The sequence below is a fragment of the Streptomyces argenteolus genome (assembly GCF_042902585.1).
GTDB lineage: Bacteria > Actinomycetota > Actinomycetes > Streptomycetales > Streptomycetaceae > Streptomyces > Streptomyces argenteolus.
The window spans coordinates 1,350,613-1,377,198 of sequence record NZ_JBIBEG010000001.1; the positions used below are offsets into that span (position 1 = coordinate 1,350,613).

Here is a 26,586-nt window from a genome sequence, read left to right on the forward strand (position 1 = left end):
AGAGGTGGCCGGGCGACGGGTGGGCGCGCGGGCACCCTCGCCGGATGTGGCCGCCCACAGGGCCCTGACCAGGGGACACGGGACGCACGCGGGGCCCGTACCCCGGTGGGAGTACGGGCCCCGCGTGTGTGAGTGGCGTCGTTGGCCGACCGTGCCGAGCTCAGCCGACGGCGAGCTTGACCATGTCCGCCTGCGGCCCCTTCTGGCCCTGCGAGATCTCGAATTCAACTCGCTGACCCTCTTCGAGGGTGCGGTACCCGTCCATCTGGATCGCGCTGTAGTGGACGAAAACATCCGCACCACCGTCGACCGCGATGAAGCCGTACCCCTTCTCCGCGTTGAACCACTTGACGGTGCCCTGAGCCATGCCTAACTCCCCTATTACTGGCCCTTGCACGAGCACCGCACTTCGCGGGCCCGGGTCAGAACTCACCCTCCGACAGGAGAGGGTGGCGTGCGCCGGAACGCGTCGACCGCGGCCGAATGTATCTGCCCAACTGCCCTCTGCAACAGGTCAATCGGACGAGAATTCTGAGCACACGTGAACGCCCGGATGGGCGGAATTCGTGAGGATCCTGGGCAACTCGGGCCTGACAAAGGCCACTTATGGCGCAAGGGGCTCACGTACTTTGGCTGCTTCTTGACGCGGCCGGGCGCATTCTCATATGCGGTTGGCACGGGCGGCAGCGGGGACTTCCCCAACTGTACCGTGCTCAACCATGCAGAATGGCCCCCTCCGCTTCTCTCGCGGAGGGGGCCACCCCGGTCACACCGTGCAGTCGGGACACCCGACCGGACCGTCAGCCTCCGGCGACGGCCGGGATGATCGAGACGCCGGCGCCGTCCGGCGTGGCCGCGTCCAGGCCACCCTCGAAGCGCACGTCGTCGTCGTTGACGTAGACGTTGACGAAGCGGCGCAGCTTGCCCTGGTCGTCCAGGACGCGGGCACCGATGCCCGGGTGGTTCTGCTCCAGGGACGCGATGACCTCGGAGAGGGTCGCCCCCTCGGCCGGGACCTCGGCCTGACCGCCCGTGTAGGTGCGGAGAATGGTGGGGATACGGACCTTGACGCTCATGTGGGTGCCTTTCTCGGGTCTCGGGTGGTCAGTTGGCGGCGGCGAGGCCCGCGTCGCGGAACGCGTCCAGGCTGGGCCGGATCGTCGCCGACAGGCCGGTCGTGGGGGCGACCGCGTCGAGCGTCTTCAGGCCGTCGCCGGTGTTGAGGACGACGGTGGTCAGGGCCGGGTCGAGCAGGCCGGCGTCGATCAGCTTCTTCGTCACGCCGACGGTCACCCCGCCCGCGGTCTCCGCGAAGATGCCCTCGGTACGGGCCAGCAGCTTGATCGCGTCGACGACCTGCTCGTCGTTCACGTCCTCCACCGCGCCGCCGGTGCGCCGGGCGATGTCCAGGACGTAGGGGCCGTCGGCCGGGTTGCCGATCGCCAGGGACTTGGCGATGGTGTTGGGCTTCTGGGGCCGGACGACGTCGTGGCCCGCCTTGAAGGCGGTGGAGACCGGGGAGCAGCCCTCGGCCTGGGCACCGAAGATCTTGTAGGGCTTGTCCTCGACGAGGCCGAGCTTGATCAGCTCCTGGAGACCCTTGTCGATCTTGGTGAGCTGCGAGCCCGACGCGATCGGGATGACGAGCTGGTCGGGCAGCTCCCAGCCGAGCTGCTCGCAGATCTCGTACGCCAGGGTCTTGGAGCCCTCGCCGTAGTACGGCCGCAGGTTGACGTTGACGAAGCCCCAGCCCTCGCCGAGCGGGTCGCCGATGAGCTCCGAGCAGAAGCGGTTGACGTCGTCGTAATTGCCCTCGATGCCGACCAGCTCGCCGCCGTACACCGCGGCCATGACGACCTTGCCCTGCTCCAGGTCGTGCGGGATGAACACGCAGGAGCGGAAGCCGGCGCGGGCCGCGGCGGCGCCCACCGCACCGGCGAGGTTGCCGGTGGAGGAGCAGGAGAGTGTGGTGAATCCGAAGGCGCGGGCGGCCTCGACGGCGATCGCGACGACGCGGTCCTTGAAGGAGTGCGTCGGGTTGCCGGAGTCGTCCTTGACGTACAGACCACCGGTGACGCCCAGCTCACGGGCAAGGTTGTCGGCCTTGACCAGCTTGGTGAAACCGGGGTTGATGTTGGGCTTGTCCGCGACGTCGGAGGGGACCGGCAGCAGCGGCGCGTAGCGCCAGATGTTGTTCGGGCCCTCGGCGATGCGCTTCTTCAGCTCTTCGGGGGAGCCGCTCGGCAGGTCGTACGCCACTTCGAGCGGCCCGAAACAGGACGCGCAGGCGAAAATGGGACCGAGCTCGAAACGCTCGCCGCATTCGCGGCAGGAAAGCGCTGCGGCGGGACCGAGGTCCACGGCGGAAGAATTGGTGTTCTCTGCAAGTGTCTGCACGGCCATGATGGCGGAGGCCCTTTCTCCTCATCTTCCTTGCGACGTATTTCGCCACAAGACGGAATTGGCACCTTCCCCACCGTGACCTCGCGGTCGGCAGGAGGGTTGCCGGGACTTCAACGGGCCGTTCCCTCAGTCCCTCTGGATGAGCGCTATGGCACCGGACCATGGATCCGGGCGTTTATTCGCGGACCGACCCCGACATGCGAGGGCCATCCGCGTTGTTCAAGACTGTAACCGAAGCACCGGACGATCGAGATAGTCGTCCGAACCGCGAGATGGATCACATACAGGGAGTATCGACCGTGCTGGAAGAGGTGGAACGCTGGCTGACCAGGCGTTCCTGGTCGGCCGCCGACCGCCCGCTCGACCGTCTCACGGCGGCGCGCGAGAGGGATCCGCACCGCTCCCGCGTCAGCGTCGTCCTGCCCGCGCTGAACGAGGAGGCGACGGTCGGCGCGATCGTCGAGGAGATCCGGCGCGAGCTGATGGAGAAGGTCCGGCTGGTCGACGAACTGGTGGTGATCGACTCCGGATCCACCGACGGCACCGCCGAGGCCGCCCGCCGGGCCGGCGCCCGCGTCGTGCACCGCGACTCCGTCCTCCCCCGGATACCCGCCCTCCCCGGCAAGGGGGAAGTGCTGTGGCGGTCACTGCTGGTGACCAGCGGGGACATCGTCTGCTTCGTCGACGCCGACCTCAGGGACTTCTCGGCGGACTTCGTCTCCGGCATCGTCGGCCCCCTGCTGACCGACCCCGCAGTGCAGTTCGTCAAGGCGATGTACGACCGCCCGCTCGGCGAAGCCGCAGGCCAGGGCGGCCGGGTCACGGAGCTGGTGGCGCGCCCCCTGCTCAACCTGCACTGGCCGAGCCTGGCCGGGTTCGTCCAGCCGCTGGGCGGCGAGTACGCCGTACGGCGCTCGCTGCTGGAGCAGCTCCCCTTCCCCGTCGGTTACGGAGTGGAGCTGGGCCTGCTCGTCGACGCCCTGCACACCGTCGGCCTGGACGCGCTGGCCCAGGTCGACGTCGGCGTGCGCAGGCACCGCCACCAGGACGGCCAGGCGCTCGGCAGGATGGCCGCCACCATCTACCGCACGGCGCAGCTGCGGCTCTCCCGGGGATCACTCGTACGGCCGGAGATCATCCAGTTCGAGCGGGGCCCCGGCGGGTTCGTCGCGCACACCCACGCGGTGGACACGGAGGAGAGGCCGCCGATGCGGGAGATCGCGGAGTACACCTCGCGCGACGCGGCGTAACGGTTCTTCGTGAGCCACTCCGCACCCTCGTCACGTTTGGAGGGTTCCCGAACGGGCTAGGTTCGGGTACATGGTCTCCGAGCACGCTGCCCAGGTACTCGTCGCGTCCAACCGCGGCCCGGTGTCGTACACCCGGCGGGAGGACGGAACCCTCGAATCGAAGCGGGGCGGTGGCGGGCTCGTCTCCGGCCTCAGCGCCGTCGACGACAAGCTCTGGGTCTGCGCCGCCCTCGGGGACGGCGACCGCGAGGCCGTCCGGCGCGGGGTGTCCGAGCCCGGCGTCCGGATGCTCGACATCGACGCCGGAGTCCACGCCGACGCCTACAACGGCATCGCGAACTCCGTGCTGTGGTTCGTCCACCACATGATCTACCAGACGCCGGTGGAGCCCGTCTTCGACGCGGAGTTCCGGCGGCAGTGGGCCTCCTACGAGACGTACAACCGGGCCTTCGCGGAGGCGCTCGCCGAGGAGGCCGCCGAGGGCGCGGCGGTCCTCGTGCAGGACTACCACCTCTCGCTGGTCCCCGGCATGCTGCGCGACCTCCGCCCCGACCTGCGGATCGGCCACTTCTCGCACACCCCCTGGGCTCCCGTCGACTACTTCCGGCTGCTGCCCGACGACATCGGCGAACAGCTGCTCAAGGGCATCCTGGGCGCCGACCGGGCCGCCTTCCTGACCCGTCGCTGGGCGGACGCCTTCATCAGCTGCTGCACGGAGATCCTCGGCGGGACCGGCCGCACCCGGATCGGGGTGCACGGGCTCGGCGCCGACGCCGACTTCCTGCGCCGCCGCTCCCACGAGACGGACGTCGACGAGCGCATGGAGATCCTGCGGGAGCAGGTGGGCGTGGACCGGCGCACGATCGTGCGGGTGGACCGCACCGAGCTGTCCAAGAACATCGTCCGCGGGCTGCACGCCTACCGGGCGCTGCTGGAGGAGCGGCCCGAGTGGCGCGAACGCGTGGTCCACGTCGCCTTCGCCTATCCGTCGCGTCAGGACCTCGCCGTCTACCGCGACTACACCGCGGAGGTGCGGCGCGTCGCCGACGCCGTCAACGCGGAGTACGGCACGCCGGGCTGGACCCCGGTCCTGCTCCACGTCGACGACGACTTCGCCCGCTCGCTCGCCGCCTACCGGCTGGCGGACGTGGCCCTGGTCAACCCGATCCGCGACGGCATGAACCTCGTCGCCAAGGAGGTCCCGGTCGTCTCCGACCACGGCTGCGCGCTGGTGCTGTCCCGGGAGGCGGGGGCCTACGAGGAGCTGGGCGAGGACGCGCTCGTGGTCAACCCGTACGACGTGTCGGCGACGGCCGCGGCCCTGCACGCGGCGCTGACGATGGACCACGACGAGCGCAGCGCCCGCACCAAGCGCCTCGCCGCCGCCTCGACCGCGCTGCCCCCGCAGCAGTGGTTCCTGGAGCAGCTGGACGCCCTGCGCGGCTAGGTCCCGGACCGCCTAACCGGCCCCGGACCGCTTCCGTGGGCGGAGCCCCGGCCCGCCCGGGGCCGGGGCGCCCTCCCGCCGGTCGGCGCCCTGACGGCGGACCGCTTCCGGCCGTAGCCGCCCACGGCAGCCGCTCCCGCCGCCCTGGCCGGCAGCGGGCCGCGTCGCACCGCACGGTGGAAGGAGGGCTGTCAGTCGGACTCCGGCCGAAGATGCCCGGCCAGCTCCCCGAGCAGGTCCGCCACCGCCGCAGGGCCGGCCAGCAACAGGTCGGCGCGTTCGGCGAGTTCGGGGACCTCCGTGCCGCTGCACACCAGCAGACCGGTGAGGCCCTGGGCGCGGAGCTTGTCGACGGCGGCGTACGCGGCGAGGTCACCGAGGTCGTCGCCTGCGTACAGCACGGTCTCGGCGCCCACCGCCTTCACGTACTCCTCCAGCGCTACGCCCTTGTCCACGCCCGGGGGGCGCAACTCCAGGACCAGGCGGCCCGGTTCGACGATCAGGCCGTGCCGGGCGGCGAGCTCGGACAGCGGGGCGCGCAGCGCGGCGAAGGTGGCGTGGGGGTCGGCGGCGCGGCGGGTGTGCACGGCCACCGCCCTGCCGCCCTTCTCCTCGATCCAGGTGCCGCTGTCCGCCCCGGCTCCCCGCTCCTCCAGTACGGCGGGGAGCTCCGCCCGGACGGCCTGGACGCCGAGGTCCGGGGCCGGGGCGGTGACGGCCCCGGTGGCGGCGTCCCAGCGTTCGGCGCCGTAGTGCCCGAGGACGACGAGGTGCTCCAGGCCCGGCGCCCCGGCGAAGCCGCCGTAGCGCACGGCGGTGTCGGCCGGGCGGCCCGTGATCACGGCGACGGCGGCGACGAGGGGGGCGAGCGCGGAGAGGGCCGGGACGACGCCGGGGTGGGCGCGGGACTGCTCCGGGTCCGGGACGATGTCGGCGAGCGTGCCGTCGAAGTCCAGTGCGATCGCCGCGCGGGAGGGCCGGGCGAGGAGCGCGGCGAGGCCTTCGCGGCCGGCCTGGGTGGACGGGGTCGGGAGGGAGTGTGCCGGATTGCCCATGCGGGTGAGCGTAGCGGCCGGGCCGCGGAGCCGCGCGGCTTCCCCCGTCAGCGGCGGCCCGCCCACCGAGGCGTCCACCCCTACGCGGGCGGGGCGTGCTCCACGGGCACGACCCGGCCGGGCCGCGGGCTGCGGCACGGGTCCCGGCGGGGACGGCAGGAGCCGACGCACGGCACCCCCGGTCACGGTGCCGGCGGGCCGCATGGCCTTCGCGGCTGCGCCGCACGGCTTTCGCGGGCTGCGGGCCGGCCGCCTGCCCCCTCGGCACGGTCCGCCGCCCCGGCCGAGCGGGCACCCGGCCCGGCCCAGCGGCGTACGCCGGGAACGGCGACGTGCGGGCCGGCAAGCGGTGCGCGGCCCGGCTCGGCAGGCACCTGCCCGCCCAGCGGCCCACGCGTCCGCCGCCGTCGCGGAGCGCGGGGCGTGGCGCTCAGCGGCGTCCGCGCCGGGCGTCCCGCACGCGGCGGAGGCGGTTCACCGTCACCGGGTCCTCCTCCAGCGCGCGGCGGTCGTCCAGGAGCGCGTTGAGCACCTGGTAGTAGCGGACCGGCGAGATCCCCAGCTGCTCCCTGACGGCCCGTTCCTTCGCCCCCGGGCCGGGCCAGGAGCGCCGCTCCAGGGCCAGTACCGCGCGTTCCTGCCCGGAGAGCGGGGCAGCCGCATCGGGGGCCTCGGCACCGGTCCCGGTGTCGGCGCGGGCGGGCTCTTCGGGGTCGTCGGGGTGGGCGGTCATATCAACCAACCTACCTACTTCGCGGTGTCCGCCTGCCGGGCCTCCGCCGCGATCCCCGTGAGCACGGCCTCGGGACTGCCGCCGGGCGCGACCGCGGAGCCGATCTTCTCCTTGATCGTCTCGCTGGCCTGCGCCCACGACGTCTTGCCGAACGGGTAGAGCTGCGAGTTCGGCAGCGCCGAGAGGAACTCGTGCAGCGACTCGTGCTTGCTGTCGGCCTCCATCGCGGCCGACGCGCTGCTGGTCACCGGCAGCAGGTCGTACCGGTCGGCGAAGGAGAGCACGTTCTCGTCGTCGTAGGCGAAGTCGAGGAACTTGCCTATCTCGGTCCGGTGGCCGTTCTGCTTGAAGCCCATCATCCAGTCGGCCACCCCCATCGAGCCCTTGGTCGGCCCGTCGATCCCGGGCAGCGGGACCATGCCCACCTGGACGCCCTTCTTCTCGGCCTCCTGCATGAGCGTCGGGTGGCCGTTCAGCATGCCGACCTCGCCCTCGGTGAACGCCTCGAAGGCCTTCGCCCGGTCGAGCTTGCCCGGGGCGACCGGGCCGGTGAGGCCCTTGCCGACGAGGTGGTCCTTCAGCCACTGGAAGGTGGCGATGTTGGCCGCGGAGTCGATGTCGTAGTTGCCGACCTCGTCCGTGTAGTTGCCTCCCCCGCTGAGCATCCACATCAGCGTCTCGGCCTGGGACTCCTCCTGGCCGAGCGGCAGGGCGAAGGGGTACGTCACGCCCTTCCGCTCCAGCGCCGCGGCGTCGCTCTCGATGTCGTCCCACGTCTCCGGCGCCCCGAGGCCCGCCTTGGCGAAGAGCCCCTTGTTGTAGAAGAGCAGCCGGGTGCTGGCCACGAACGGCAGGCCGTAGAGGTTGCCGTCGACCTCGCCCGCGGCGGTCAGGGAGGGCAGGAAGTTGGACCCCGTACGGATGGCGATCATCTCGTCGGCGGTGTAGAGCTTGCCCGCCGCCGCGTAGTCGGCGTACGCACCGATCTGCGCGATGTCGGGGGCGTTGCCCGCCTTCACCATCTCGGCGACCTCGCGGTCGACGTCCTTCCAGGAGTAGACGCTGACGTCCACGTGGATGCCGGGGTTCTCCTTCTCGAACTTCCCGGCGACGTCGGCCCAGTACTTCTCGGAGCTGCTCTCCGCGTCGCTCCCGTAGTCCGCCGCGACCAGCTTCAGGGTGACGTCGCCGTCTCCGGCATCCGATCCGCACCCTGACAACGTTGCCGTCAATCCGAGTGCGGCCACCACCGCGGTCAGTCCCACAAAGCGCCGCTGCACAGCCCGTTCCATCCCTACATCCGCCGTCCGCCGCCGCCGGGCGGCGGAGCCGTCTTCCCGCCCCGCGTTCACCCACGGAGGTCTACACCACCGGTGCATCGGTTCGGCAATCTAGCAGGACCGTTTTGTATGGGTGGTCAACAAACCACGATAGTGGACTAGACCTTTTAGGGGTCGGCGGGCGAAACTGTCTCCCGTGAGACACGTCATCGCCCTCGATGTGGGCGGCACAGGAATGAAGGCCGCACTGGTCGGGGCCGACGGCACCCTGCTCCACGAGGCGCGCCGGGCCACCGGCAGGGAGCGCGGGGCGGAGGCCGTCGTGGAGACGATCCTCGGCTTCGCCGCCGACCTGCACGCCTACGGCACGGAGCACCTGGGTGAGGGCGCGGTCGCCGCCGGGGTCGCCGTGCCCGGCATCGTCGACGCGGAACGCGGGATCGCCGTCTACGCGGCCAACCTCGGCTGGCGTGACGTCCCGCTGCGCGCACTGATCGGCGAACGGCTCGGCGGCATCCCCGTCGCACTCGGCCACGACGTCAGGACGGGTGGCCTCGCCGAGGGACGGATCGGCGCGGGCCGGGGCGCGGACCGCTTCCTCTTCGTGCCGCTGGGCACCGGGATCGCCGGCGCCATCGGCATCGCGGGCACCATCGAGGCGGGCGCCCACGGTTACGCCGGCGAGATCGGCCACGTCGTCGTCCGGCCGGACGGCCCGGACTGCGGCTGCGGCCAGCGCGGCTGCCTGGAGACACTCGCCTCGGCCTCCGCCGTCTCCCGCGCCTGGGCCGCCGCGTCGGGCGACCCCGACGCGGACGCCGCGGACTGCGCGAAGGCCGTCGCCTCCGGCGACCCCGCCGCCCGGCGCGTGTGGCAGGACGCCGTCGACGCCCTGGCCGCGGGGCTGGTCACCGCGCTCACTCTGCTGGACCCCCGCACGCTCATCATCGGTGGCGGTCTCGCCGAGGCGGGGGAAACCTTGTTCACACCACTGCGTGCGGCCGTCGAGGAACGGGTCACGTTCCAGAAGCTGCCTCACATCGTCCCGGCGGCCCTCGGGGACACCGCCGGATGCCTGGGCGCAGGGCTGCTCGCCTGGGATCTACTCTCCACGGAGGTATCCGCCTGATGGCCGGACGCGCAGACAGCACAGTTCTCGCAGGTGCCCGGGTGGTGCTTCCGACCGGGACCGTCGAGAACGGCCGGGTGATCGTCGAGGGCACCCGGATCGCCGGCAGCACGCCGGAGGGCGCCCGGACACTCGACCTCTCGGGCCACTGGGTGGTCCCCGGCTTCGTGGACATGCACAACCACGGCGGCGGTGGCGTCTCCTTCGCCACCGGCAGCGCCGAGGACGTCCTGACCGGGGCCCGGGCGCACCGCGAGCACGGCACGACCACCGTCGTCGCCTCCACGGTCACCGGCGACATGGACTTCCTGGCCCGTCAGGCCGGCCTGCTCTCCGAGCTGGTCGAACAGGGCGAACTCGCCGGCATCCACTTCGAGGGCCCCTTCATCTCCCCGTGCCGCAAGGGGGCCCACAGCGAGGGGCTGCTCCGCGACCCCGACCCCGCCGAGGTCCGCAAGCTCCTCGACGCGGCACGCGGCACCGCGAAGATGGTCACCCTCGCCACCGAACTCCCCGGCGGCATCGAGTCCGTGCGGCTGCTCGCCGAGCACGGGGTGATCGCCGCCGTGGGCCACACGGACGCGACGTACGAGCAGACCGTCGAGGCGATCGAGGCGGGCGCGACCGTCGCCACGCACCTCTTCAACGCCATGCCCGCCCTCGGCCACCGCGCCCCCGGCCCGATCGCGGCGCTCCTGGAGGACGAGCGGGTGACCGTCGAGCTGATCAACGACGGCACCCACCTGCACCCCGCCGCCCTGGAGCTCGCCTACCACCACGCGGGCGCCGACCGGGTCGCCCTGATCACCGACGCCATGGACGCGGCCGGATCGGGTGACGGGCAGTACCAGCTCGGCCCGCTGGCCGTCGAGGTCAAGGACGGCGTCGCGCGCCTCGTCGAGGGCGGATCGATCGCCGGCTCCACCCTCACCCTGGACACCGCGTTCCGCCGGGCCGTGACGCTCGACAAGATCCCCGTCGACGACGTCGTCCGCTCCATCTCCGCCAACCCGGCCCGGCTCCTCGGCCTCTACGACAGGGTCGGCTCGCTGGACCCGGGCAAGGACGCCGACCTGGTCGTCCTGGACGCGGACTTCGCGCTCAAGGGCGTCATGCGCCGCGGCGAGTGGGTCGTGGAGCCCCAGCTCGGCTGACGGCCCGCCACACGCACCCGACGGGCCGTTGAACACGTAACGAAGAGACGGCGGTTGTCCCGGACCCCTGGGAGGGCCGCCGCCTCTTTGGCATGATCGCCGGGGCAGCGCCGCAGGGAGACGGCGCCTGGGAGCGGACGACCAAGGAACCGGGGGCCGGTACAGGTGATACTGACCGTCACGCTGAACACGGCAGTCGACCTGACGTACGCCGTCCCCGCCCTCGTCCCGCACTCCAGCCACCGCGTCACCGAGGTGACCGAACGCCCCGGCGGCAAGGGCGTCAACGTGGCCCGGGTGCTCTCCGCACTCGGCCACGACACCGTGGTCACCGGCTTCGCGGGCGGCGCCACCGGAGCCCAGCTGCGCCGGCTGCTCGGCACACTCCCCCACGGCCCCGCCGACGCGCTCGTCCCCGTCGCCGGGAACACCCGCCGCACCCTCGCCGTCGTCGACCGCTCCACCGGCGACACGACCCAGCTCAACGAGCCCGGCCCGCACATAGGCGCCGACGAATGGGCGGCCTTCCTCCGGACGTACGGGGACCTCCTCCCCGGGGCCGAGGCCGTCGCCCTGTGCGGCAGCCTGCCGCCCGGCATCCACGTCGGCGCGTACGCGGAACTGATCCGGCTCGCCCGCTCCGCCGGGGTGCCCGTGCTCCTGGACACCGGCGGCGAGCCCCTGCGCCGCGGCATCGCCGCACGCCCGGACCTCGTGAAGCCGAACGCCGACGAACTCGCGAAGCTCACCGGCGCCCGCGAACCCCTGCGCGCCACCCGCGACGCCCGCCGCCGCGGCGCACACAGCGTCGTGGCCTCGCTGGGCGCGGACGGGCTCCTCGCCGTCACTCCGGACGGCATCTGGCGCGCGGCACCGCCCTCCGCTGTGCGGGGCAACCCGACGGGTGCGGGGGATTCCGCCGTGGCCGGGCTGCTGTCCGCCCTCGCCGAGGGACTGGGCTGGCACGACCGGCTGACCCGCGCGGTGGCCCTGTCGACGGCGACCGTACTGGCCCCGGCGGCAGGGGAGTTCGACCGCCCGGCCTACGAGGACCTGCTGACCCGCGTGTCCGTCGAGCAGCACGCGCCGGCGGCCTGAGCCGCAGAGACGTCCGCGGGCCTCGCGAGCCGGGAACGGGGACGGACACGACGAAGGGGGAGGCAGCGCCGAGCGCGGCCTCCCCCTCCGGTACCCCTAGTCCTTGACGTGACCCGACTTCAGCGACAGCTGGTCGAGGTTCGCGTCGCACGAGTCGCCCTCGTTGCACGAGAGCATCAGCGTGTTCGAGCCCTTCTCCAGCTGGACGTACGCGTACGTCGTCGTCCAGCCCTTCTCCAGGTCGCCCTCCGCGGCGTTCGCGAAGTTCTTCATGTTGATGGAGCGCGGGTCCTCGTCGTTGACCGTCAGGGACGTCTTGGCGTCCTTGCCCGGCACGCCGTACGTCACGAACAGCGTGTACGGGCCGCTGTCGGGCACGTCCACCGTCCAGGTGGCCGACCGGCCGACCTCGTTCAGGCTGATGTATTGCCCGTTGGCGCTCTTCGCGCCCTTGACGGTGTTGTCCAGCGAGGCCGTGCCACCGAGCGTCAGCGTCGCCGCGTCCTGCTGGGGCAGCTCGACGGGCTCCTGGGACGCCTCGGCGGACTTCTCCGGCTTCGGCGACTCCTCGACCTCGTCGGCGGGACCCGCCGACGAACCGGCCTCGTCCTTCTTGCCCTCGCTGTCGTCGCCCGTCATCAGCGCGGCACCGATACCGATGAGCACCACCGCGACCACGGCGACGGCCGCGATCAGCAGCGCCTTGGTGTTGGGTCCCCCACGGCCGGAGCCCCCGCTCCTGCCACCGCCGTGCGGCGCGGACTGGCTCACGGTCGTCACGCCGCCCGGGTAGGTCTCCGGGGCCGCGTACTGCGGGTTCGGCTGGCCGTACTGCGGCGGGGCCTGCTGGCCGTACGCCTGCTGCGGCGGGACCTGTCCGTACTGGCGCTCGCCGACCGTCCGCACCTGGTTGTACGACGTTCTGGGCACGCCGGGCTGAGCAGCCGGGCCCGGGTAGCCGTAGCCGCCCTGCCCGGGCGGCTGTGCGCCCGCCGCCTGCCCGTCCGCGTACAGATAGCCGAACGGATCGTCGTCCTCGGGCTTGCTCGCGCCGTTGTTCCCGGCCGTCATCCCTGGGTCACTCCTCACCATGTCGCCAGCCGTCGCCGACCGGCCGAGCCTACCCCGAACGGAGCACGCGTCGAATTGCCATCGGCCCCCCGGGAAACCCGGCGGGATACGGGAACAGCCGGGGCGTGAACGTCAGCCGGCTCGGCGGTGAACCTTCGACCGGGACCGCTTTTCCACGTACATCCGCTGGTCGGCGGAGTGCAGGACCTCTTCCTCGGTCATGCCGCACTCGGCCCAGCCGATACCGAAACTCGCCCCGACCCTGACTGCCCGGCCGTCCACCCGGATGGGCGGAATGATGGCGTTACGCAAGCGTACGGCCAGATCTGCGGCATCTGCCGCCCCGAGGCCGTCCGCGAGGACGACGAATTCGTCACCCCCGAGCCGCGCGACGGTGTCACCGTCCCGTACACAGGTCGTCAGCCGGCGCGCGACCTCGATGAGAACCGCGTCACCCGCGTGGTGCCCGAAGCGGTCGTTGATGGACTTGAAGCCGTCCAGGTCGCAGAAGAGCACCGCGAGCCCCTTCGTGCCGTCGTCGCGCTCCGCGTCGGGCGCCACGATGTGCACATGGTGGTCGTACGGGCCGACACCCGGCACCGCGTCCGCCTCGTAGCCGTCCGCCCGGTAGCCGTGCGAGGCGTCGACGTCCCCGTAGGCCGCGTCCAGCGCCTCGATCGCACTGGACGTCACCGAGTGAGGCCTCTCACAGAGCCGCGCGCCGAGCCGGGAGCGGAGCTCCGCGCTGTTGGGCAGACCCGTGAGCGCGTCGTGCGAGGCGCGGTGCGCGAGATGCAGCTCGTTGCGCTTGCGCTCCTCGATGTCCTCGACGTGGGTGAGCAGGAAGCGCGGGCCGTCGGTGGTGTCGGCGACGACGGAGTTGCGCAGCGAGACCCAGAGATACGTTCCGTCCCTGCGCCCGAGCCTCAGCTCGGCCCGGCCGCCCTCGGCCGAGGTCCGCAGCAGGGTGCCGATGTCCTCCGGGTGCACGAGGTCGGCGAAGGAGTAGCGGCGCAGGACGGAGGCGGGACGGCCCAGGAGCCGGCAGAGGGCGTCGTTGGTGCGCAGCAGCCTGCCGTGCTGGTCACCGCCCATCTCGGCGATGGCCATGCCGCTGGGGGCGTACTCGAAGGCCTGGCGGAACGACTCCTCGCTGGCCCGCAGCGCCTGCTGTTCGCGCTCCAGCCTGACCAGCGCACGCTGCATGTTTGCTCGGAGCCGGGCGTTACTGATCGCAATCGCGGCCTGGGAGGCGTACATCTGGAGGGCCTCGCGGCCCCAGGCGCCGGGGCGGCGGCCGTTGCGGGGCCTGTCGACCGAGAGGACCCCCAGGAGGTCCAGACCTCCGCCGGAGGCGTACATCGGGGCGTAGAGGCGGTCCAGGGGGTGCCACTCGTCCTCGAAGCGGGGCTCCGGCCCCTCGGTGTGCCACTGCGGTACGTCGTCGTCGAGGAGCACCCAGCCCTCGGTGTGGGGTATGAAGCGGAGCCCGTCCCAGGCCTCACCCATGGAGAGCCTGCGCTCCCAGGACTCGCGGGAACCGACACGGCCGGTGATCAGGGATTCCGCGGCCGGATTGCCGGCGAAGGCGGCGACGACGAGATCACCGTCGGGGCGCACGAGGTTGACGCAGCCCAGTTCGTAGCCGAGACCGGCGACGATGCCGTCGGCCACGGACTGAAGCGTGTCCGCCAGGCTCCGCGCCGTGTTGAGATCAGCGACGGCCTGGTGCAGCTGCCGCATGGTCGCAAGGCGGACGTACGGCTCCGACTCGGCCTCCATTGCTCGCACTCCCTGAGACCTCGACAGCAACTCCAGGTTTCATATCGACGTACTTGTTGCACTGTCACGGCCACTGAATCACAGTGAGCTGTGCACCCGGTACACAGGGTCAACAAATATTGCTCTCTGTGACTCAAGTCACAACAGTTGGTAAAGACTTCACGAGCCCGCTGCCGCCTCTGCCGTCGTTTACCGAACGCAAATCCGCAACAGTCCTTCCGGAGTCCTAGGACCCGGCTGGTCCCTCGGCCCGATGCGACGGCGCGTCCGGCGGCACTAGCGTGCCCCCTGTGCTGCAGAAGACTCCCCCCTCCCCGCGTCCCGAAGCCGTCCCCCATCCTGAAGGGGTGAGCAACGACGAATTCCGCGCCGCCCTGTCCCGCCTGGCCGCCGGTGTGGTGCTGGTCACCGCCGAGGAGCCGCCGCTCGACGAGGACGGCCGCGGCGAGGACGTCGGGATGACGGCCACCGCCTTCGTGTCGGTCTCCCTCGATCCGCCCCTGGTCATGGTGAGCCTGCGCAACGACTCACGGATGGACGACCTGCTGTCCGAGCAGCCCCTGTGGGCGGTGTCGGTGCTGGCGGAGAGCCAGCGGCACATCGCGGGTCGGTTCGCCATGAAGGGACGCATCAGCGACCGCCTGCTGTTCCAGGACCTCCCCCTCATACGGGGCGAGATCACGGGCGCCCCCCTGATGGACGGCGCACTGGCCACCCTGGAGTGCCGCACCGAGCAGCGCGTCCTGGCGGGCGACCACACCCTGGTCATCGGCAGGGTGCTGACGGCGTCACTGCCGAGCGCGGACGGAGAGCCGCTGACGTACTTCAAGGGGCGCTACCGGCACCTGGGCTGAGCCGCCTTCCGCCCTCCGGTGGGGGCGGGGCGCCTGCCGGACGGCTGCCGCCGTGGCGGCCACCGGGCGCCGGGCAAGGCCGCCGGTCGCCACGGAGGGGGCCCGCCGGGCCGTGGCCGGGGCCTCCCCTACCAGTCGCGGCCGGAGCGTCCGCGCTTCGTGTCGCCGCGCTGCTTCTTCTCCCGCAGCCGCCGCTCGTTGATCCCCCGCGGGATCTTCTTCTTGAGGCGCGGCTTGGGGGGCGGCGCCGTCGCCTCCGCCAGCAGCGCGGCCAGCCGCACGGCGGCCGTCTCACGGTTGCGCCACTGGGAGCGGTGCTCCGACGCGCGCACGGACACGACCCCGCCGACCAGCCGGCCCGCGAGCCGCTCCAGCGCCCGGGCCTTCCACACCTCGGGGAGCGCCTCGGTCGCCGCCAGGTCGAACCGGAGCTCGACCTGGGAGTCGCTGGTGTTGACGTGCTGACCGCCAGGCCCCGAGGACCGCGAGAAACGCCACATGAGCTCGGCCTCCGGCAGGGAGACCGCACCGCGGATGACATAGGGCCCGGACATGACACCCATGTTCCCCGGCCCACGACCTGTTCGTCACCTTGTTTTGCGAGCGTTCGGCCAGAAGTTCGGCAAAGAAAGTAAAGCGAGCAGGAACCTCGTGGTCTCTTGTCTGCGTTAGGACGGGTGACGGTAGCTTTCGTGATGGCACGAAGCCCGCACATGACGAGGAAAGGGACTTCCCATGGCTGTAAGCCTGTCCAAGGGCGGCAACGTCTCGCTCACCAAGGAGGCCCCGGGCCTGACCGCCGTCACGGTCGGCCTCGGCTGGGACGTCCGCACCACCACCGGCACCGACTTCGACCTCGACGCCTCGGCGATCGCGGTCAACGCCGCCGGCAAGGTCTTCTCCGACGGTCACTTCGTCTTCTTCAACAACAAGGCGACCCCGGACCAGACCATCGTCCACACCGGTGACAACGTCACGGGCCAGGGCGAGGGCGACGACGAGCAGATCAACGTCAACCTGGCGGGCCTCCCGGCGGACATCGACAAGATCGTCTTCCCGGTCTCGATCTACGACGCCGAGTCGCGCAGCCAGAACTTCGGCCAGGTGCGGAACGCCTTCATCCGCATCATCAACCAGGCCGGCGGCACCGAGATCGCCCGCTACGACCTCAGCGAGGACGCCGCCACCGAGACCGCCATGGTCTTCGGCGAGCTCTACCGCAACGGCGCCGAGTGGAAGTTCCGCGCGGTCGGCCAGGGTTACGCCTCGGGCCTGCGCGGCATCGCCCAGGACTTCGGCGTCAACCTCTGACGTAACGGCTCGCCCTCCGGGAGCCCCCGCCCGACCTCGGTCGGCCGGGGGCTCCCGCGCGTTCACCCCGCATAGCGGACACCCGTGAACCCCAGTCGGACAAGAGCTGGTCAAAAACTTGTGAGGTAATTGTCGGCGTCCCGTCAAATTCGCTCATCCGGTGGCACGCTCTCCGCTCGTACCCCCCACAGGAACGAGCAACGGAGAAGGCATGACCCCCCACATGAACACCCGTCGCGCCGCCGCCCTGGCCGCAGTTGCCGCGATGGTCGCCGTCGGCGTGCAGACCGGCACCGCGACGGCCGGCACCGGTAACGGCGCCACCGGCACCACCGGCACCAGCGCCTCTTCCTCCGGCGCCACCATCCTCGGCGTGAACACCGCCGCCCGGCGCACCACCGCCCTGCGCGCCGCACAGAGCGACGCCCCGGCCGCGGCGGAGGCCCTCGGACTCGGCAGCCAGGAGAAACTGATCGTCCGTGACGTGATCACGGACGCCCGAGGCACCGTCCACACCCGTTACGAGCGCACCTACGCGGGACTCCCGGTCCTCGGCGGCGACCTGGTCACCCACACCGCGTCCGACGGCAGGTCGAAGGGTGTGGACAGGGCGACCGAGGCCCGCATATCCGTGCCCTCGACACAGCCGAAGCTGAAGTCCGCGGCGAACGCGCGCACGGTCGTCTGGGCGCGCGGCGCGAAGCCGGTCCTGGCCTTCGAGACCGTCAGGACCGGTGTCCGGAAGGACGGCACGCCCAGCAAGCTGCACATCATCACGGACGCCACCACCGGCAGGAAGCTGCACCGTTTCGAGGCGGTCGAGACCGGCACCGGCAACAGCCAGTACAGCGGGCAGGTCACCCTGTCGACCACCGAGGGCGGCTCGGGCTTCGAGCTGACCGACGGCGACCGGGGCGGCCACAAGACGTACGACCTGAACCAGGGCCGGACCGGCACCGGCACCCTCGTCACCGACGCCGACGACACCTGGGGCGACGGCACCGGCGACGACCGCCAGACCGCCGCGGTCGACGCCCACTACGGCGCGGCGAAGACCTGGGACTTCTACACGTCCGAGCTGGGCCGCGACGGCATAGCAGGCGACGGCAGGGCCGCGTACTCCCGCGTCCACTTCGGCACCGGCTACGTCAACGCCTTCTGGGACGACAGCTGCTTCTGCATGACCTACGGCGACGGGGCCGACGACAAGAGCGCGCTCACCGCGATCGACGTCGCCGGCCACGAGATGAGCCACGGCCTGACCGCCGCCACCGCGAATCTCGACTACGCGGGGGAGTCCGGAGGCCTGAACGAGGCGACCAGCGACATCTTCGGCGCCTCCGTCGAGTTCTACGCCGACAACGCCACCGACCCCGGCGACTACCTCATCGGCGAGAAGATCGACATCAACGGCGACGGCAGCCCTCTGCGCTACATGGACCAGCCCAGCAAGGACGGCGGCTCGGCCGACTACTGGGACGAGAACGTCGGCGACCTCGACGTCCACTACTCCTCGGGCGTCGCCAACCACTTCTTCTACCTGCTCGCCGAGGGGAGCGGCGCCAAGACCGTCAACGGCGTCGACTACGACTCGCCGACCGCCGACGGCTCCACGGTCACCGGCATCGGCCGCCAGAAGGCCTACCAGATCTGGTACAAGGCCCTGTCGGTCTACATGACGTCGAGCACCGACTACGCCGGAGCGCGCGTCGCGACCGAGAAGGCGGCCACCGACCTGTTCGGCGCCGGCAGCGCCGAACTCGCTGCAGTCGGCGCCGCCTGGACCGGCGTCGCCGTCAAGTAACCTCAGCGGACACGGGAGCCGGTCAGCCCCGCGCGGGCCGGCTCCCGCCGTTCAGCCAGGTCTCCCACACCTCGTGCAGAACCGTCAGCTCCAGGCCGGACTCCTCCTCCACGTAGGCGGTGAAGTCGTCCGTCGAGGCGTTGCCGTGCCGATGCGCCCGCAGCCAGCCCCTGACGAGGCCGAAGAACGCCTCGTCGTCGCCCATCTCCTGCCGGATCCGGTGGACGACCATCGCACCCCTCCCGTACACCGGAGGCCGGGACAGGTCGGCGGGGCCGGGCGGACGGGCCGCCGGGAAGGCCCAGTTCGCCTCGTCCGCGTACGCCTTCCCGAAGCTCTCCTCCACGGGCACACCGTCGTGCTCCTCGCTCCAGAGCCACTCCGCGTACGTGGCGAAGCCCTCGCTGAGCCACATGTCGCGCCAGGTCCGGGGGGTCACGGAATCGCCGAACCACTGATGGGCCAGCTCGTGGACGAGCAGCCCGGAGTCCGGCGGCCCGGGGAAGAACGGCCTGTTCTGGGTCTCCAGCGCATATCCCGCGTCACCGGGCACGCCCACGATCGCCCCGGCCGACGAGAAGGGGTACGGGCCGAAGTGCTTCACCCCCCAGGCGACGACCTCGGAGATCCGGGCCGGCAGCGCGGGGGTCCTTCCCGCCACCTCCGGGTCCACGGCGGTGATCACCGGAAGGCCGTCCGCGGTGACGGTACGCCGCACCTCGTACGGCCCGACCGCGACCGTCGCGAACGAGCTCGCCATCGGCTCGCGCACGACCCAGCGGAAGGTGGTGCGGCCCCCGGCCGTACGACGGGACGCCAACTCACCGTTGGACACGGCACTGCGCCCCTCGGGCACGGTGATCCGCACGTCGTAGGTCGCCTTGTCGCTCGGGTGGTGGTTGCCGGGGAACCAGACCGGCGAGCCTGCCGGTTCCCCGAGCGCGACCGTGCCCTTCGCGGTCCGCAGCCAGCCCTCCTCGGAGCCGTCCGCGTCGGTGACCGTCCTGGGCTCGCCGTCGTAGCGGACCACCGTACGGAAGGTCCGTCCCGCACGGAGCCGGTCCGCCACCGGACGGTCCGGACGCAGCGTCAGCTCCGCACCCGCCCTGTTCACGGCGGCAGGCCGTCCCTCGACCGTCACCGAACGGACCTCCAGCCCGGAGAGGTCCAGGTTGAACGCGCTGAGGTCCTGCGTGGCACGCGCGGTGATCACGGCGGTACCGCTGAGCCGGCCCGACGCGCCGTCGATGCGCAGATCCAGGTCGTAGTGCGCGACGTCGTAACCGCCGTTGCCCAGCCGCGGGAAGTACGGATCGCGCACTCCCGCCGCACCGGGGGTGCCCACGACCCCGCCCCGCCCGGCCAGGCAGCCGGTGGCGAGGGTGACCAGGGCCAGCAGCAGGGCGGCGCCGGGCGCGGTGCGGCGTGCCGCTGATCGTGGGTCCACCCCGCCGATCCTAGGTTCGCGCCGAGGCTCCACCGCGCGCTGCGCACCGCGATGGCGCCGCGTGCCGAGGGGTCGTGACGCGTGGGCGCCGCGTGCCGAGGGTCCGCGACGCCCGCGGACGCTACTTGCCGAGGGCCGCGACGCCCGCGGACGCGAACTTCTCGTCGAGGTCGCCGCTCGGCGCGCCCGCCACCCCGATGCCGGCCACCGGAGCGCCCTTGACCTGCACGGGGGCGCCGCCGGCCAGGAAGAGGGTGCCGGGGATGTCCTTCAGGTTCGGGGCCTGCTCCAGGCGCTTGACCAGCTCGGAGGTGGGCGCGTTCCAGGAGACGGCGGTGTACGCCTTCTTCACGGCGGACTCGGGGGACTGCGGGCCCGCGCCGTCGCCGCGCAGGGTGACGAGGGTGTTGCCGTTGCGGTCCACGACGGCCACCGAGACGCGCTGGTTCTCCTTCTTCGCGGCGTCCAGTGCGGCCTGCGCGGCCTTGGTGGCGGCGGCGAGGGTCAGGTGCGTGGACTGCTGGAGGTTACGGTCGGCGGTGTCGGCCTTCACGGCGGCGGCAGGGGCGGCGGCGGGCGTGGACGCGCTCGCCGACATCGCGCCGAAGGTCCCGGCACCCAGGGCAGCGGCGGCGACGGCACCGGTCAGGACACGGGTGCGCAGCGACATCTTCTTCATGGGGACTCCTCGAGTGACTTCGGGCCCGGACCCGACCGACATCGGCCGTGGCCTCGAACCGTTCTGCTTCCGCTGTCGATCCTCCGGCCGGAACCGGGCCCGTACGGTCGGCGTACCGGCTCGACGCCGCCTCCAGGTCGGCCGACCGCCCTGTCAGCCGATCGGCTGATGCGGAGGTGGGCGCGAAGGGTGACGATGGGATGTCCGCGCAGGTCAGCGGCCGACGCGGGGCACCGAGGCGGGGCGTCGCGAGGCGCACGGCCCGGCGCGGACAGGGTGGCGGGTCTGCGGGGCGAGGTGACAGGACGGCCGGGCGGCCGGGCGGAACAGGTCACGGCGGCATGCGGCACAGCACGGCACGGAACAGCACGGTCGAGGGAACGCGGGGTCACGAGGTGCGGCGGAACGGAACCGGTCCCGACGCGGACCGGACGGCGGCCACAGCGGCAGCAGGACCGGCGGAAGCGGCCGGACCTGCCGCGCCCTTCCGGACTCCTGACCGCGACCAGGACACGGAGGGCCCGGTCTCCTCGGGGGCACGGGCGACGGCAGGCGACCCCGACGCCCGGTGGCTGGCCCTCCTCATGCACGCCGCGTTCTTCCTGCTCCTGAGCGCCTCTCTCGCCCGTTTCCTGATGCGCCACCCGGGCGAGACCCGCACCCCGTGGATCATCGCGCTCTCGGCCGTGCTCGCCGTGCTCCATCTCCTCGGCCCGGTGTTCGGCTCCCGGCCCACACCCCGCCGGCTGACCTGGCTCGGCGTCCTCGTCGCCGTATGGATGGTCCTGGTCGTCCTCGCCCCGAGCTTCGCCTGGTGTGCCGTCCCGCTCTTCTACACCGGGCTGCGCATCCTGCCGCCGCGCGCCGCCCTTGCGCTCGTCGCCCTGCTCACCGTCTTCGTCGTCGCGGCCCAGCTGCGGCTCGCCACGGGCTTCGACCCGAATCTCGTGCTGGCCCCGCCCGCCGTGGCCGCCGTCGCCAGCGCCGTCTTCGTCCACATGCAGCGCCAGGCCGTACGCCAGCGCGAACTGGCCGCACGCCAACGCGAGCTCATCGACGACCTGCTGCGCACCCGGCGGGAACTGGCCGCCACCGAACGCAGGGAAGGCACCCTCGCCGAACGGCAACGGCTCTCCATGGAGATCCACGACACCCTGGCCCAGGGCCTCTCCAGCCAGCAGATGCTGCTCCAGGCCGCCGACCGCTCCTGGGACACCGACCCCGCCACCGCCCGGCGCCACGTCCTGACCGCGACCGGCATCGCCGAGCACAACCTCGCCGAGGCCCGCCGCTTCGTGCACGACCTCGCCCCGGCCGACCTGGCGGAGGGCGGCGGTCTGGAGGCGGCGCTCCGGGCGCTCGCCGCCCGCGAGACCGCGCAGGCGGACGCGCACCTCACCGTGCGCTGCCACGTCGAGGGCGTCCCGGCCGCGGCCCTCCCCGACCGCGTGCAGTCGGCGCTGCTCCGGATCGCGCAGGGAGCCCTCGCGAACATCGCCGAGCACGCGGAGGCCACCATCGCCGCGCTCACCCTGACCCACCTGGACGACCGGGTCGTCCTCGACATCGCCGACAACGGACGCGGCTTCAGCCCCGCGCAGCAGGCGGCCCACCCCTCCGCCGGCGTACGCGGTCACGGGCTCCCGGCGATGCGGGCCCGCGTCCAGCAGCTCGGCGGGACCCTGACCATCGAGTCGGCGCCCGGCGAGGGCACCGTGCTGTCCGCCGCCGTGCCCCTCCCCCACTCACCCGCCCCCGCCGCCACGGAGGAACACGCATGACCGTACGGATCCTGCTCTGCGACGACCACGCCGTCGTACGGGCCGGGCTGCTCGCCCTCCTCGGCGGCGAGCCGGACATCGAGGTCGTGGGCGAGGCGGGCAGCGGCGAGGAGGCCGTCGCCCTCGCCTCCAGACTCGCCCCCGACGTCGTCCTGATGGACCTCCAGCTCGGCCCGGGGATCGACGGCGTCGAAGCCACCCGCCGCATCGCCGCGGCCGGAACCGTCCACGTGCTCGTCCTCACCACGTACGACACCGACGCCGACATCACCCGAGCCATCGAGGCCGGGGCCACCGGTTACCTGCTCAAGGCCGAGCGCCCCGAGGAACTGTTCGCCGCGATCCGCGCGGCGGCGCAGGGCCGCACCACACTCTCCGCACCGGTGGCCAGCCGCGTCATGGCCCGGATGCGCAGCCCCCGCCCCACCCTGACCGACCGCGAGCGCGACATCCTTGGCCAGCTCTCCCAGGGGCTCGGCAACCGCGACATCGCGCGCGCCCTCTTCATCAGCGAGGCCACCGTCAAGACCCACCTGGGCAGGATCTACGACAAGCTCGGCGTGGACACCCGGGCGGGAGCGGTCGCCGTCGCCAAGGAACAACGACTGCTGCCGTAGGGCACGGGTGCCTGAGCCCTTCAGCCGGCCCCACCGACCGGGGGGCACCCGCGACAGCTCGGACGACCCACCAGGGCCCGGACCCCACCGGGCCAGCCGCCCCACCAGGGCCCGGAACTCACCGGGCCGCCCGGCGGCCGTCCGGACCGGCGGACAGCGCGACGTCACGCGGGGACGAGCGGCGGGTGCTCCAGCACCCGGGGCTTGTACTCGACCAGCTGGATGCGGCCGTCGAAGGTGCGATGCTCGATCATCTCGAGGGCGACGTCCGGATAGCCGTCGTAGATGCGTTCCTCGCCCGTCGCCCCCGTGATCACCGGGAACATCACGACCCGGAAGCGGTCGACGAGTCCGGCGCGGAGAAGCGACCGGCACAGGCTGAGGCTGCCGATCGTGGTGAGGAGCCCCGAGCCACTCGACTTCATGGCACGGACCGCCTCGACGGCGTCGTCGCGGACGAGCGTGGAGTTGGCCCACGCCAGGGGCTCCTCCAGCGAGGAGGAGAACACCACCTTGGGTGATCGCGTGAGCTCGTCGACGGACGCCTCTTCCTCGGGCCTGAACTCGTCGAGGCCACTCGGGACCTCGCCCGCGGCGAAGCCCGACATCAGGCGGTAGGTGTTCGCTCCCATCAGGTGCGTGGCCTCGGGCTGCTCACCGAGCCATGCGAGGTACTCCGGGCCCTCGAGGCCCCAGAACCCGGGCCATCCTTCACCCGATGCACAGCCGTCGAGGGAGGTGATGAAGTCGACGAGAAGCTCCGACATGGCGGTCTCCTTTTCTAGGCTTTCACGAGCTTGGACCGGCCGGGAGCGGCAAACTCATCGGACGCGCTGCGCAGCGACGAGAAAACGGCCCGGCCGGCCGTCACGCCCGGCCGGGCCGAGTGCCACGCTCAGGGACCGGCCGCGCGGCAGGTGCGCGCCCGGTCGGCGCGCCGCGCACGCTGCCGTAGCCCTGCGCCCACGGATCGGCGCCGCAGGAGGTCCCGCCCCACGGTGACGGCCCGTCCCGCAGGGCTTCTCCCCGCCCGCCGCCGCACCCCGCCCCCGGCAGCCGCCGACCGCCACCCTGGGCCCGCCCGGCGCAACGCCTGCCCCTGGCATGACACCATCGAACCGTGCTCGACATCGGCTACTCCCTCTCCCGGCGCTTCCCGGACCCCCCGCAGACCGACTACCGCCGCGCGGACGTCCGCGCCCTGCGGCACGACCTGTTCTCCGGGGACGTCTACCTCGCCGACACCAAGGCCGACCGCGAAGTGTCCACAGCCTGGGGATGGGTCCCCGTGCTCGACTTCGCCTGGGCACTCTGCGACATCGTCGAGCAGATCGACCGCGACCCCCGGGGCAACCGCTCGCACCGCCGGCAGTTCGCGGAGCTGGACTTCACCGAATCGTCCGACCGCATGTTCTTCGAGCGCCGCTTCGGCTGGGTGGACGTCGAGGCCGACTGGATGCCCGGCGACGAGCCCCCGCTCACCTTCAGCCACTCCGTGCTGCGCCGCGAGGCCCGCGACTTCCTGCACGACCTCGTCGCCGACCTCGCCGACATGCACGAAGGGCTCGCGGACAACCCCGTCGTCTGGGACCTCCAGGCCCGCTTCCCCCGCATCTGAGCCCGGCCGCCCCACCTCCCCGCGGACGACGGCGCCCCCGCCTCAGGCCTCCACCCGCACCCCGATCTGCGCCGCGAACGCCGGAGCCAGCTCCATCAGCTGGAGCGGACTGATCACCGCGCCCGCCAGCCGCTCCACACCACGGGCGATGTCGAGCTCGGCGACCGTCCGCAGATCCACCGACTCCATCCGCGCGGAGCTGAAGTCGGCCCGCTTCAGCACACAGTCCCGGAACTCCACCCGGACCAGCTGCGCCTCCCCGAAGTCCGGCTCCGAGAGCACACAGCCCTCGAACACCACGTCCTTGAGCCGCGCCTTGCGCAGATTGAGGTAATCGATCTTCCCGCCCCGCACGAGCACCCGCTCCAGCACCGCACCGTGCAGCTGCACGCCACCCAGCCGGGCGTCCACGACCTCCACATCTCGCAGCGAGGCCTCCGCGAGGTCCGTGCCCACCCCCCGCACGCCCGTCAGCACCGAGTCGATGATCCTGGCCCGCCCCAGCTCCGTGCGGTCCAGGACGCAGCCGCTCAGCTCGCAGTCCATGAAACGCGCGCCGCGCCCCGACGCGTCGGCGAGATCCGTGCCCTCGAACCGCAGGCCGTCGTAGTCCCCGTCCGGCTCCAGCTCCGTCCCGCCGAACACCGTGAGCGGCGGAAGCCGGACCTCCGGCCGCCGTGCCGCCGCCACCCCGTCCTTCGCGCCCGCGCCCCTGCCGCTCCTGTTGCCTGTGCGTGCCATGCCCCCCATCGTGACGCACAGCACTGACATCGCCTCCGGCCCGATGTCACAGAACCGGCCCCCGGACCGTCCCCCGTGAAGAAACGCCCACCGCGAGGAGACCAGCCATGCAACGCATCCACGTCGTCGGCGGCGGCCTCGCCGGGCTCACCGCCGCCATCACCGCCGCGGAATCCCGTGTCCCGGTCACCCTTCACGAGGCGCACCACACCCTCGGCGGACGGGCCAGAACCTCGGACGGCCGCTACCTCACGAACGAAGGCCCGCACGCCCTCTACCGGCGCGGCCCGCACCGGACCTGGCTCCAGCAGCGAGGACTCCTGGGCCCGCTCGCCTCCGTACCGCCCCTCGAAGGCACACGCTTCCTCTTCCACCGCGGCGGCACCCTGCGCAGAACCCCTCCCCTGGGCATGCTGCGCCTGGCCCGCCGCGGCCCCGCACCCGTGGACGCCGACTTCCTCAGCTGGGCCGGCGGTCAGGTCGGCGAGGCGGGAGCCCGCGCGGCGGCCCACTACATGGGGGTGGCGCTCTTCCACCACGACCCCGGATCGCTCTCCGCCGCGTTCGTACAGGAACGGCTCCGCCGGGCCACGGCCCTCCCGCCCGAGGCCCGCTACCCGGTCGGCGGCTGGGCGCAGCTCATCGAGCGGATGGCCGCCCGCGCCTGGGACCTGGGCGTACGCATCAGGACCGGGACACGCGTCGGCCCCCGCGAACTGGCCGGGCTCCGGCGCGGCGGGCCCGTCGTCGTCGCCACCCAGCTCGACTCCGCCCGCACACTGCTGGAGGACCCCACCCTCACCTGGGACAGCGGCCGGACGGCCCTGCTCGACCTGGCCCTGCGGACCCGGCGCGGAGACCCGTTCGTCATCTCCGACCTCGACGCCCCCGGCTGGATCGAACGCTTCACCGCCCAGGACCCGACGCTCGCCCCGCCCGGCGAACAGCTCGTCCAGGCCCAGATCCCCCTCGCCCCCGACACACCGCGCGCCGACGCCGTACGCCGGGCCGAGGGCATGCTCGACCTCGGCTTCCCCGGCTGGCGCGAACGCACCACCTGGCGCCGCGAAGCCCTCGCCTCCGGCCGCACGGGCGCCGTCGACAAGCCCGGCACGACCTGGCGCGACCGCCCGGCCGTCGACCGTGGCGACGGAATCCTGCTCGCCGGGGACCAGGTCGCCGCACCGGGGCTCCTCAGCGAGGTCTCGTTCAACAGCGGCATCGAAGCGGCGGTCCTGGCCATGAAACTCCTCGGCACGACAGCACCGACCGCCACCCCCACCGCCTGAACGCCTCGGCAGAACGGCACGGCCGGGGCGCGGGAGACCCGGG

At 72.3% G+C, this 26,586-nt stretch carries 25 protein-coding genes and 1 riboswitch; of the genes, 12 read left to right on the top strand and 13 right to left on the bottom strand.

What is annotated here, in order from left to right; all coding sequences use genetic code 11:
* Positions 1 to 160: 160 nt before the first annotated feature.
* The 3 genes from ACFY8O_RS06115 to thrC all read right to left on the bottom strand — a co-directional run bounded on the left by ACFY8O_RS06115 (position 161) and on the right by thrC (position 2,403).
* Positions 161 to 367 carry a cold-shock protein gene (locus ACFY8O_RS06115; RefSeq protein WP_003967346.1) on the bottom strand — a complete coding sequence of 69 codons (207 nt, stop codon included), beginning with the start codon at positions 365 to 367 and terminating at the stop codon, positions 161 to 163.
* 433 nt (positions 368 to 800) lie between these two features.
* Complete coding sequence (locus ACFY8O_RS06120) at positions 801 to 1,076, bottom strand: MoaD/ThiS family protein (RefSeq protein ID WP_145804483.1); 276 nt, start codon at positions 1,074 to 1,076, stop codon at positions 801 to 803.
* 28 nt (positions 1,077 to 1,104) lie between these two features.
* The gene (gene thrC / locus ACFY8O_RS06125; RefSeq protein WP_387899260.1) at positions 1,105 to 2,403 is read right to left on the bottom strand and encodes a threonine synthase; all 1,299 of its coding nucleotides are present in this window, start codon (positions 2,401 to 2,403) and stop codon (positions 1,105 to 1,107) included.
* Positions 2,404 to 2,421: 18 nt separating this feature from the next.
* A riboswitch (SAM riboswitch) is annotated at positions 2,422 to 2,549 on the bottom strand.
* Positions 2,550 to 2,702: 153 nt separating this feature from the next.
* Between thrC and ACFY8O_RS06130 the strand changes: the two genes are divergently transcribed.
* Together ACFY8O_RS06130 and ACFY8O_RS06135 are read left to right on the top strand one after the other, a co-directional pair.
* The gene (locus ACFY8O_RS06130; RefSeq protein WP_145804877.1) at positions 2,703 to 3,653 is read left to right on the top strand and encodes a glucosyl-3-phosphoglycerate synthase; all 951 of its coding nucleotides are present in this window, start codon (positions 2,703 to 2,705) and stop codon (positions 3,651 to 3,653) included.
* Positions 3,654 to 3,723: 70 nt separating this feature from the next.
* Entirely contained in the window at positions 3,724 to 5,100 is a 1,377-nt protein-coding gene (locus ACFY8O_RS06135) for an alpha,alpha-trehalose-phosphate synthase (UDP-forming) (protein ID WP_387899264.1), read from the top strand.
* A gap of 191 nt (positions 5,101 to 5,291) precedes the next feature.
* On the opposite strand, the gene otsB is transcribed toward ACFY8O_RS06135, so the two are convergent.
* The 3 genes from otsB to ACFY8O_RS06150 all read right to left on the bottom strand — a co-directional run bounded on the left by otsB (position 5,292) and on the right by ACFY8O_RS06150 (position 8,180).
* Positions 5,292 to 6,155 (bottom strand): trehalose-phosphatase, encoded by an 864-nt coding sequence (gene otsB / locus ACFY8O_RS06140; RefSeq protein WP_387899266.1) that lies wholly within the window; start codon positions 6,153 to 6,155, stop codon positions 5,292 to 5,294.
* Positions 6,156 to 6,585: 430 nt separating this feature from the next.
* Positions 6,586 to 6,888 (bottom strand): DUF3263 domain-containing protein, encoded by a 303-nt coding sequence (locus ACFY8O_RS06145; protein ID WP_387899268.1) that lies wholly within the window; start codon positions 6,886 to 6,888, stop codon positions 6,586 to 6,588.
* A gap of 14 nt (positions 6,889 to 6,902) precedes the next feature.
* Positions 6,903 to 8,180 carry an ABC transporter substrate-binding protein gene (locus ACFY8O_RS06150; protein WP_387899272.1) on the bottom strand — a complete coding sequence of 426 codons (1,278 nt, stop codon included), beginning with the start codon at positions 8,178 to 8,180 and terminating at the stop codon, positions 6,903 to 6,905.
* A gap of 223 nt (positions 8,181 to 8,403) precedes the next feature.
* Between ACFY8O_RS06150 and ACFY8O_RS06155 the strand changes: the two genes are divergently transcribed.
* The 3 genes from ACFY8O_RS06155 (at position 8,404) to ACFY8O_RS06165 (ending at position 11,549) form a co-directional block, all read left to right on the top strand.
* Positions 8,404 to 9,297, top strand: coding sequence for an ROK family protein (locus ACFY8O_RS06155; RefSeq protein ID WP_387899633.1), 894 nt, complete (start codon positions 8,404 to 8,406; stop codon positions 9,295 to 9,297).
* The gene (gene nagA, locus ACFY8O_RS06160) at positions 9,297 to 10,451 is read left to right on the top strand and encodes an N-acetylglucosamine-6-phosphate deacetylase (protein ID WP_387899274.1); all 1,155 of its coding nucleotides are present in this window, start codon (positions 9,297 to 9,299) and stop codon (positions 10,449 to 10,451) included. The genes ACFY8O_RS06155 and nagA overlap by 1 nt, the downstream gene beginning before the upstream one ends.
* A gap of 165 nt (positions 10,452 to 10,616) precedes the next feature.
* Positions 10,617 to 11,549, top strand: coding sequence for a 1-phosphofructokinase family hexose kinase (locus tag ACFY8O_RS06165; protein WP_145804497.1), 933 nt, complete (start codon positions 10,617 to 10,619; stop codon positions 11,547 to 11,549).
* 96 nt (positions 11,550 to 11,645) lie between these two features.
* Here the strand turns inward: ACFY8O_RS06165 and ACFY8O_RS06170 are convergent, their stop codons facing one another.
* Both ACFY8O_RS06170 and cdgB read right to left on the bottom strand, forming a co-directional pair.
* Entirely contained in the window at positions 11,646 to 12,620 is a 975-nt protein-coding gene (locus ACFY8O_RS06170; protein ID WP_387899277.1) for a carbohydrate-binding protein, read from the bottom strand.
* Positions 12,621 to 12,752: 132 nt separating this feature from the next.
* Positions 12,753 to 14,402: a diguanylate cyclase CdgB gene (gene cdgB / locus ACFY8O_RS06175; RefSeq protein WP_145804501.1), complete on the bottom strand. Its 1,650-nt coding sequence runs from the start codon at positions 14,400 to 14,402 to the stop codon at positions 12,753 to 12,755.
* Positions 14,403 to 14,749: 347 nt separating this feature from the next.
* Here cdgB and ACFY8O_RS06180 point away from each other — a divergent pair, with 347 nt between their 5' ends.
* Positions 14,750 to 15,256, top strand: a complete 507-nt coding sequence (locus tag ACFY8O_RS06180; protein WP_387899281.1) for a flavin reductase family protein — start codon at positions 14,750 to 14,752, stop codon at positions 15,254 to 15,256.
* Between the two features lie 128 nt (positions 15,257 to 15,384).
* Here ACFY8O_RS06180 and arfB read toward each other — a convergent pair whose 3' ends face one another.
* Positions 15,385 to 15,819, bottom strand: coding sequence for an alternative ribosome rescue aminoacyl-tRNA hydrolase ArfB (arfB, locus tag ACFY8O_RS06185; protein WP_145804505.1), 435 nt, complete (start codon positions 15,817 to 15,819; stop codon positions 15,385 to 15,387).
* A 172-nt stretch (positions 15,820 to 15,991) separates the two neighbouring features.
* Between arfB and ACFY8O_RS06190 the strand changes: the two genes are divergently transcribed.
* Complete coding sequence (locus tag ACFY8O_RS06190; RefSeq protein ID WP_145804507.1) at positions 15,992 to 16,567, top strand: TerD family protein; 576 nt, start codon at positions 15,992 to 15,994, stop codon at positions 16,565 to 16,567.
* 211 nt (positions 16,568 to 16,778) lie between these two features.
* Positions 16,779 to 18,371 (top strand): M4 family metallopeptidase, encoded by a 1,593-nt coding sequence (locus ACFY8O_RS06195; RefSeq protein ID WP_387899285.1) that lies wholly within the window; start codon positions 16,779 to 16,781, stop codon positions 18,369 to 18,371.
* A gap of 22 nt (positions 18,372 to 18,393) precedes the next feature.
* Here ACFY8O_RS06195 and ACFY8O_RS06200 read toward each other — a convergent pair whose 3' ends face one another.
* Both ACFY8O_RS06200 and ACFY8O_RS06205 read right to left on the bottom strand, forming a co-directional pair.
* Positions 18,394 to 19,818: a M1 family metallopeptidase gene (locus tag ACFY8O_RS06200; RefSeq protein WP_387899287.1), complete on the bottom strand. Its 1,425-nt coding sequence runs from the start codon at positions 19,816 to 19,818 to the stop codon at positions 18,394 to 18,396.
* 121 nt (positions 19,819 to 19,939) lie between these two features.
* Positions 19,940 to 20,497: a GlcG/HbpS family heme-binding protein gene (locus tag ACFY8O_RS06205; RefSeq protein ID WP_387899290.1), complete on the bottom strand. Its 558-nt coding sequence runs from the start codon at positions 20,495 to 20,497 to the stop codon at positions 19,940 to 19,942.
* A 341-nt stretch (positions 20,498 to 20,838) separates the two neighbouring features.
* On the opposite strand from ACFY8O_RS06205, the gene ACFY8O_RS06210 reads away from it, so the two are divergent.
* Together ACFY8O_RS06210 and ACFY8O_RS06215 are read left to right on the top strand one after the other, a co-directional pair.
* Complete coding sequence (locus tag ACFY8O_RS06210) at positions 20,839 to 22,278, top strand: sensor histidine kinase (RefSeq protein WP_387899293.1); 1,440 nt, start codon at positions 20,839 to 20,841, stop codon at positions 22,276 to 22,278.
* Positions 22,275 to 22,895: a response regulator gene (locus ACFY8O_RS06215; protein ID WP_387899296.1), complete on the top strand. Its 621-nt coding sequence runs from the start codon at positions 22,275 to 22,277 to the stop codon at positions 22,893 to 22,895. The genes ACFY8O_RS06210 and ACFY8O_RS06215 overlap by 4 nt, the downstream gene beginning before the upstream one ends.
* Positions 22,896 to 23,059: 164 nt before the next feature.
* Here ACFY8O_RS06215 and ACFY8O_RS06220 read toward each other — a convergent pair whose 3' ends face one another.
* Positions 23,060 to 23,662, bottom strand: a complete 603-nt coding sequence (locus ACFY8O_RS06220) for a dihydrofolate reductase family protein (protein WP_387899299.1) — start codon at positions 23,660 to 23,662, stop codon at positions 23,060 to 23,062.
* A 353-nt stretch (positions 23,663 to 24,015) separates the two neighbouring features.
* Here ACFY8O_RS06220 and ACFY8O_RS06225 point away from each other — a divergent pair, with 353 nt between their 5' ends.
* Entirely contained in the window at positions 24,016 to 24,513 is a 498-nt protein-coding gene (locus tag ACFY8O_RS06225) for a hypothetical protein (RefSeq protein WP_145804520.1), read from the top strand.
* A gap of 42 nt (positions 24,514 to 24,555) precedes the next feature.
* Here ACFY8O_RS06225 and ACFY8O_RS06230 read toward each other — a convergent pair whose 3' ends face one another.
* On the bottom strand, positions 24,556 to 25,263 hold the full coding sequence (locus ACFY8O_RS06230; protein WP_145804881.1) for a pentapeptide repeat-containing protein: 708 nt from the start codon (positions 25,261 to 25,263) through the stop codon (positions 24,556 to 24,558).
* Between the two features lie 98 nt (positions 25,264 to 25,361).
* Here ACFY8O_RS06230 and ACFY8O_RS06235 point away from each other — a divergent pair, with 98 nt between their 5' ends.
* Positions 25,362 to 26,543, top strand: a complete 1,182-nt coding sequence (locus tag ACFY8O_RS06235; RefSeq protein WP_387899303.1) for an NAD(P)-binding protein — start codon at positions 25,362 to 25,364, stop codon at positions 26,541 to 26,543.
* Positions 26,544 to 26,586: the final 43 nt, after the last annotated feature.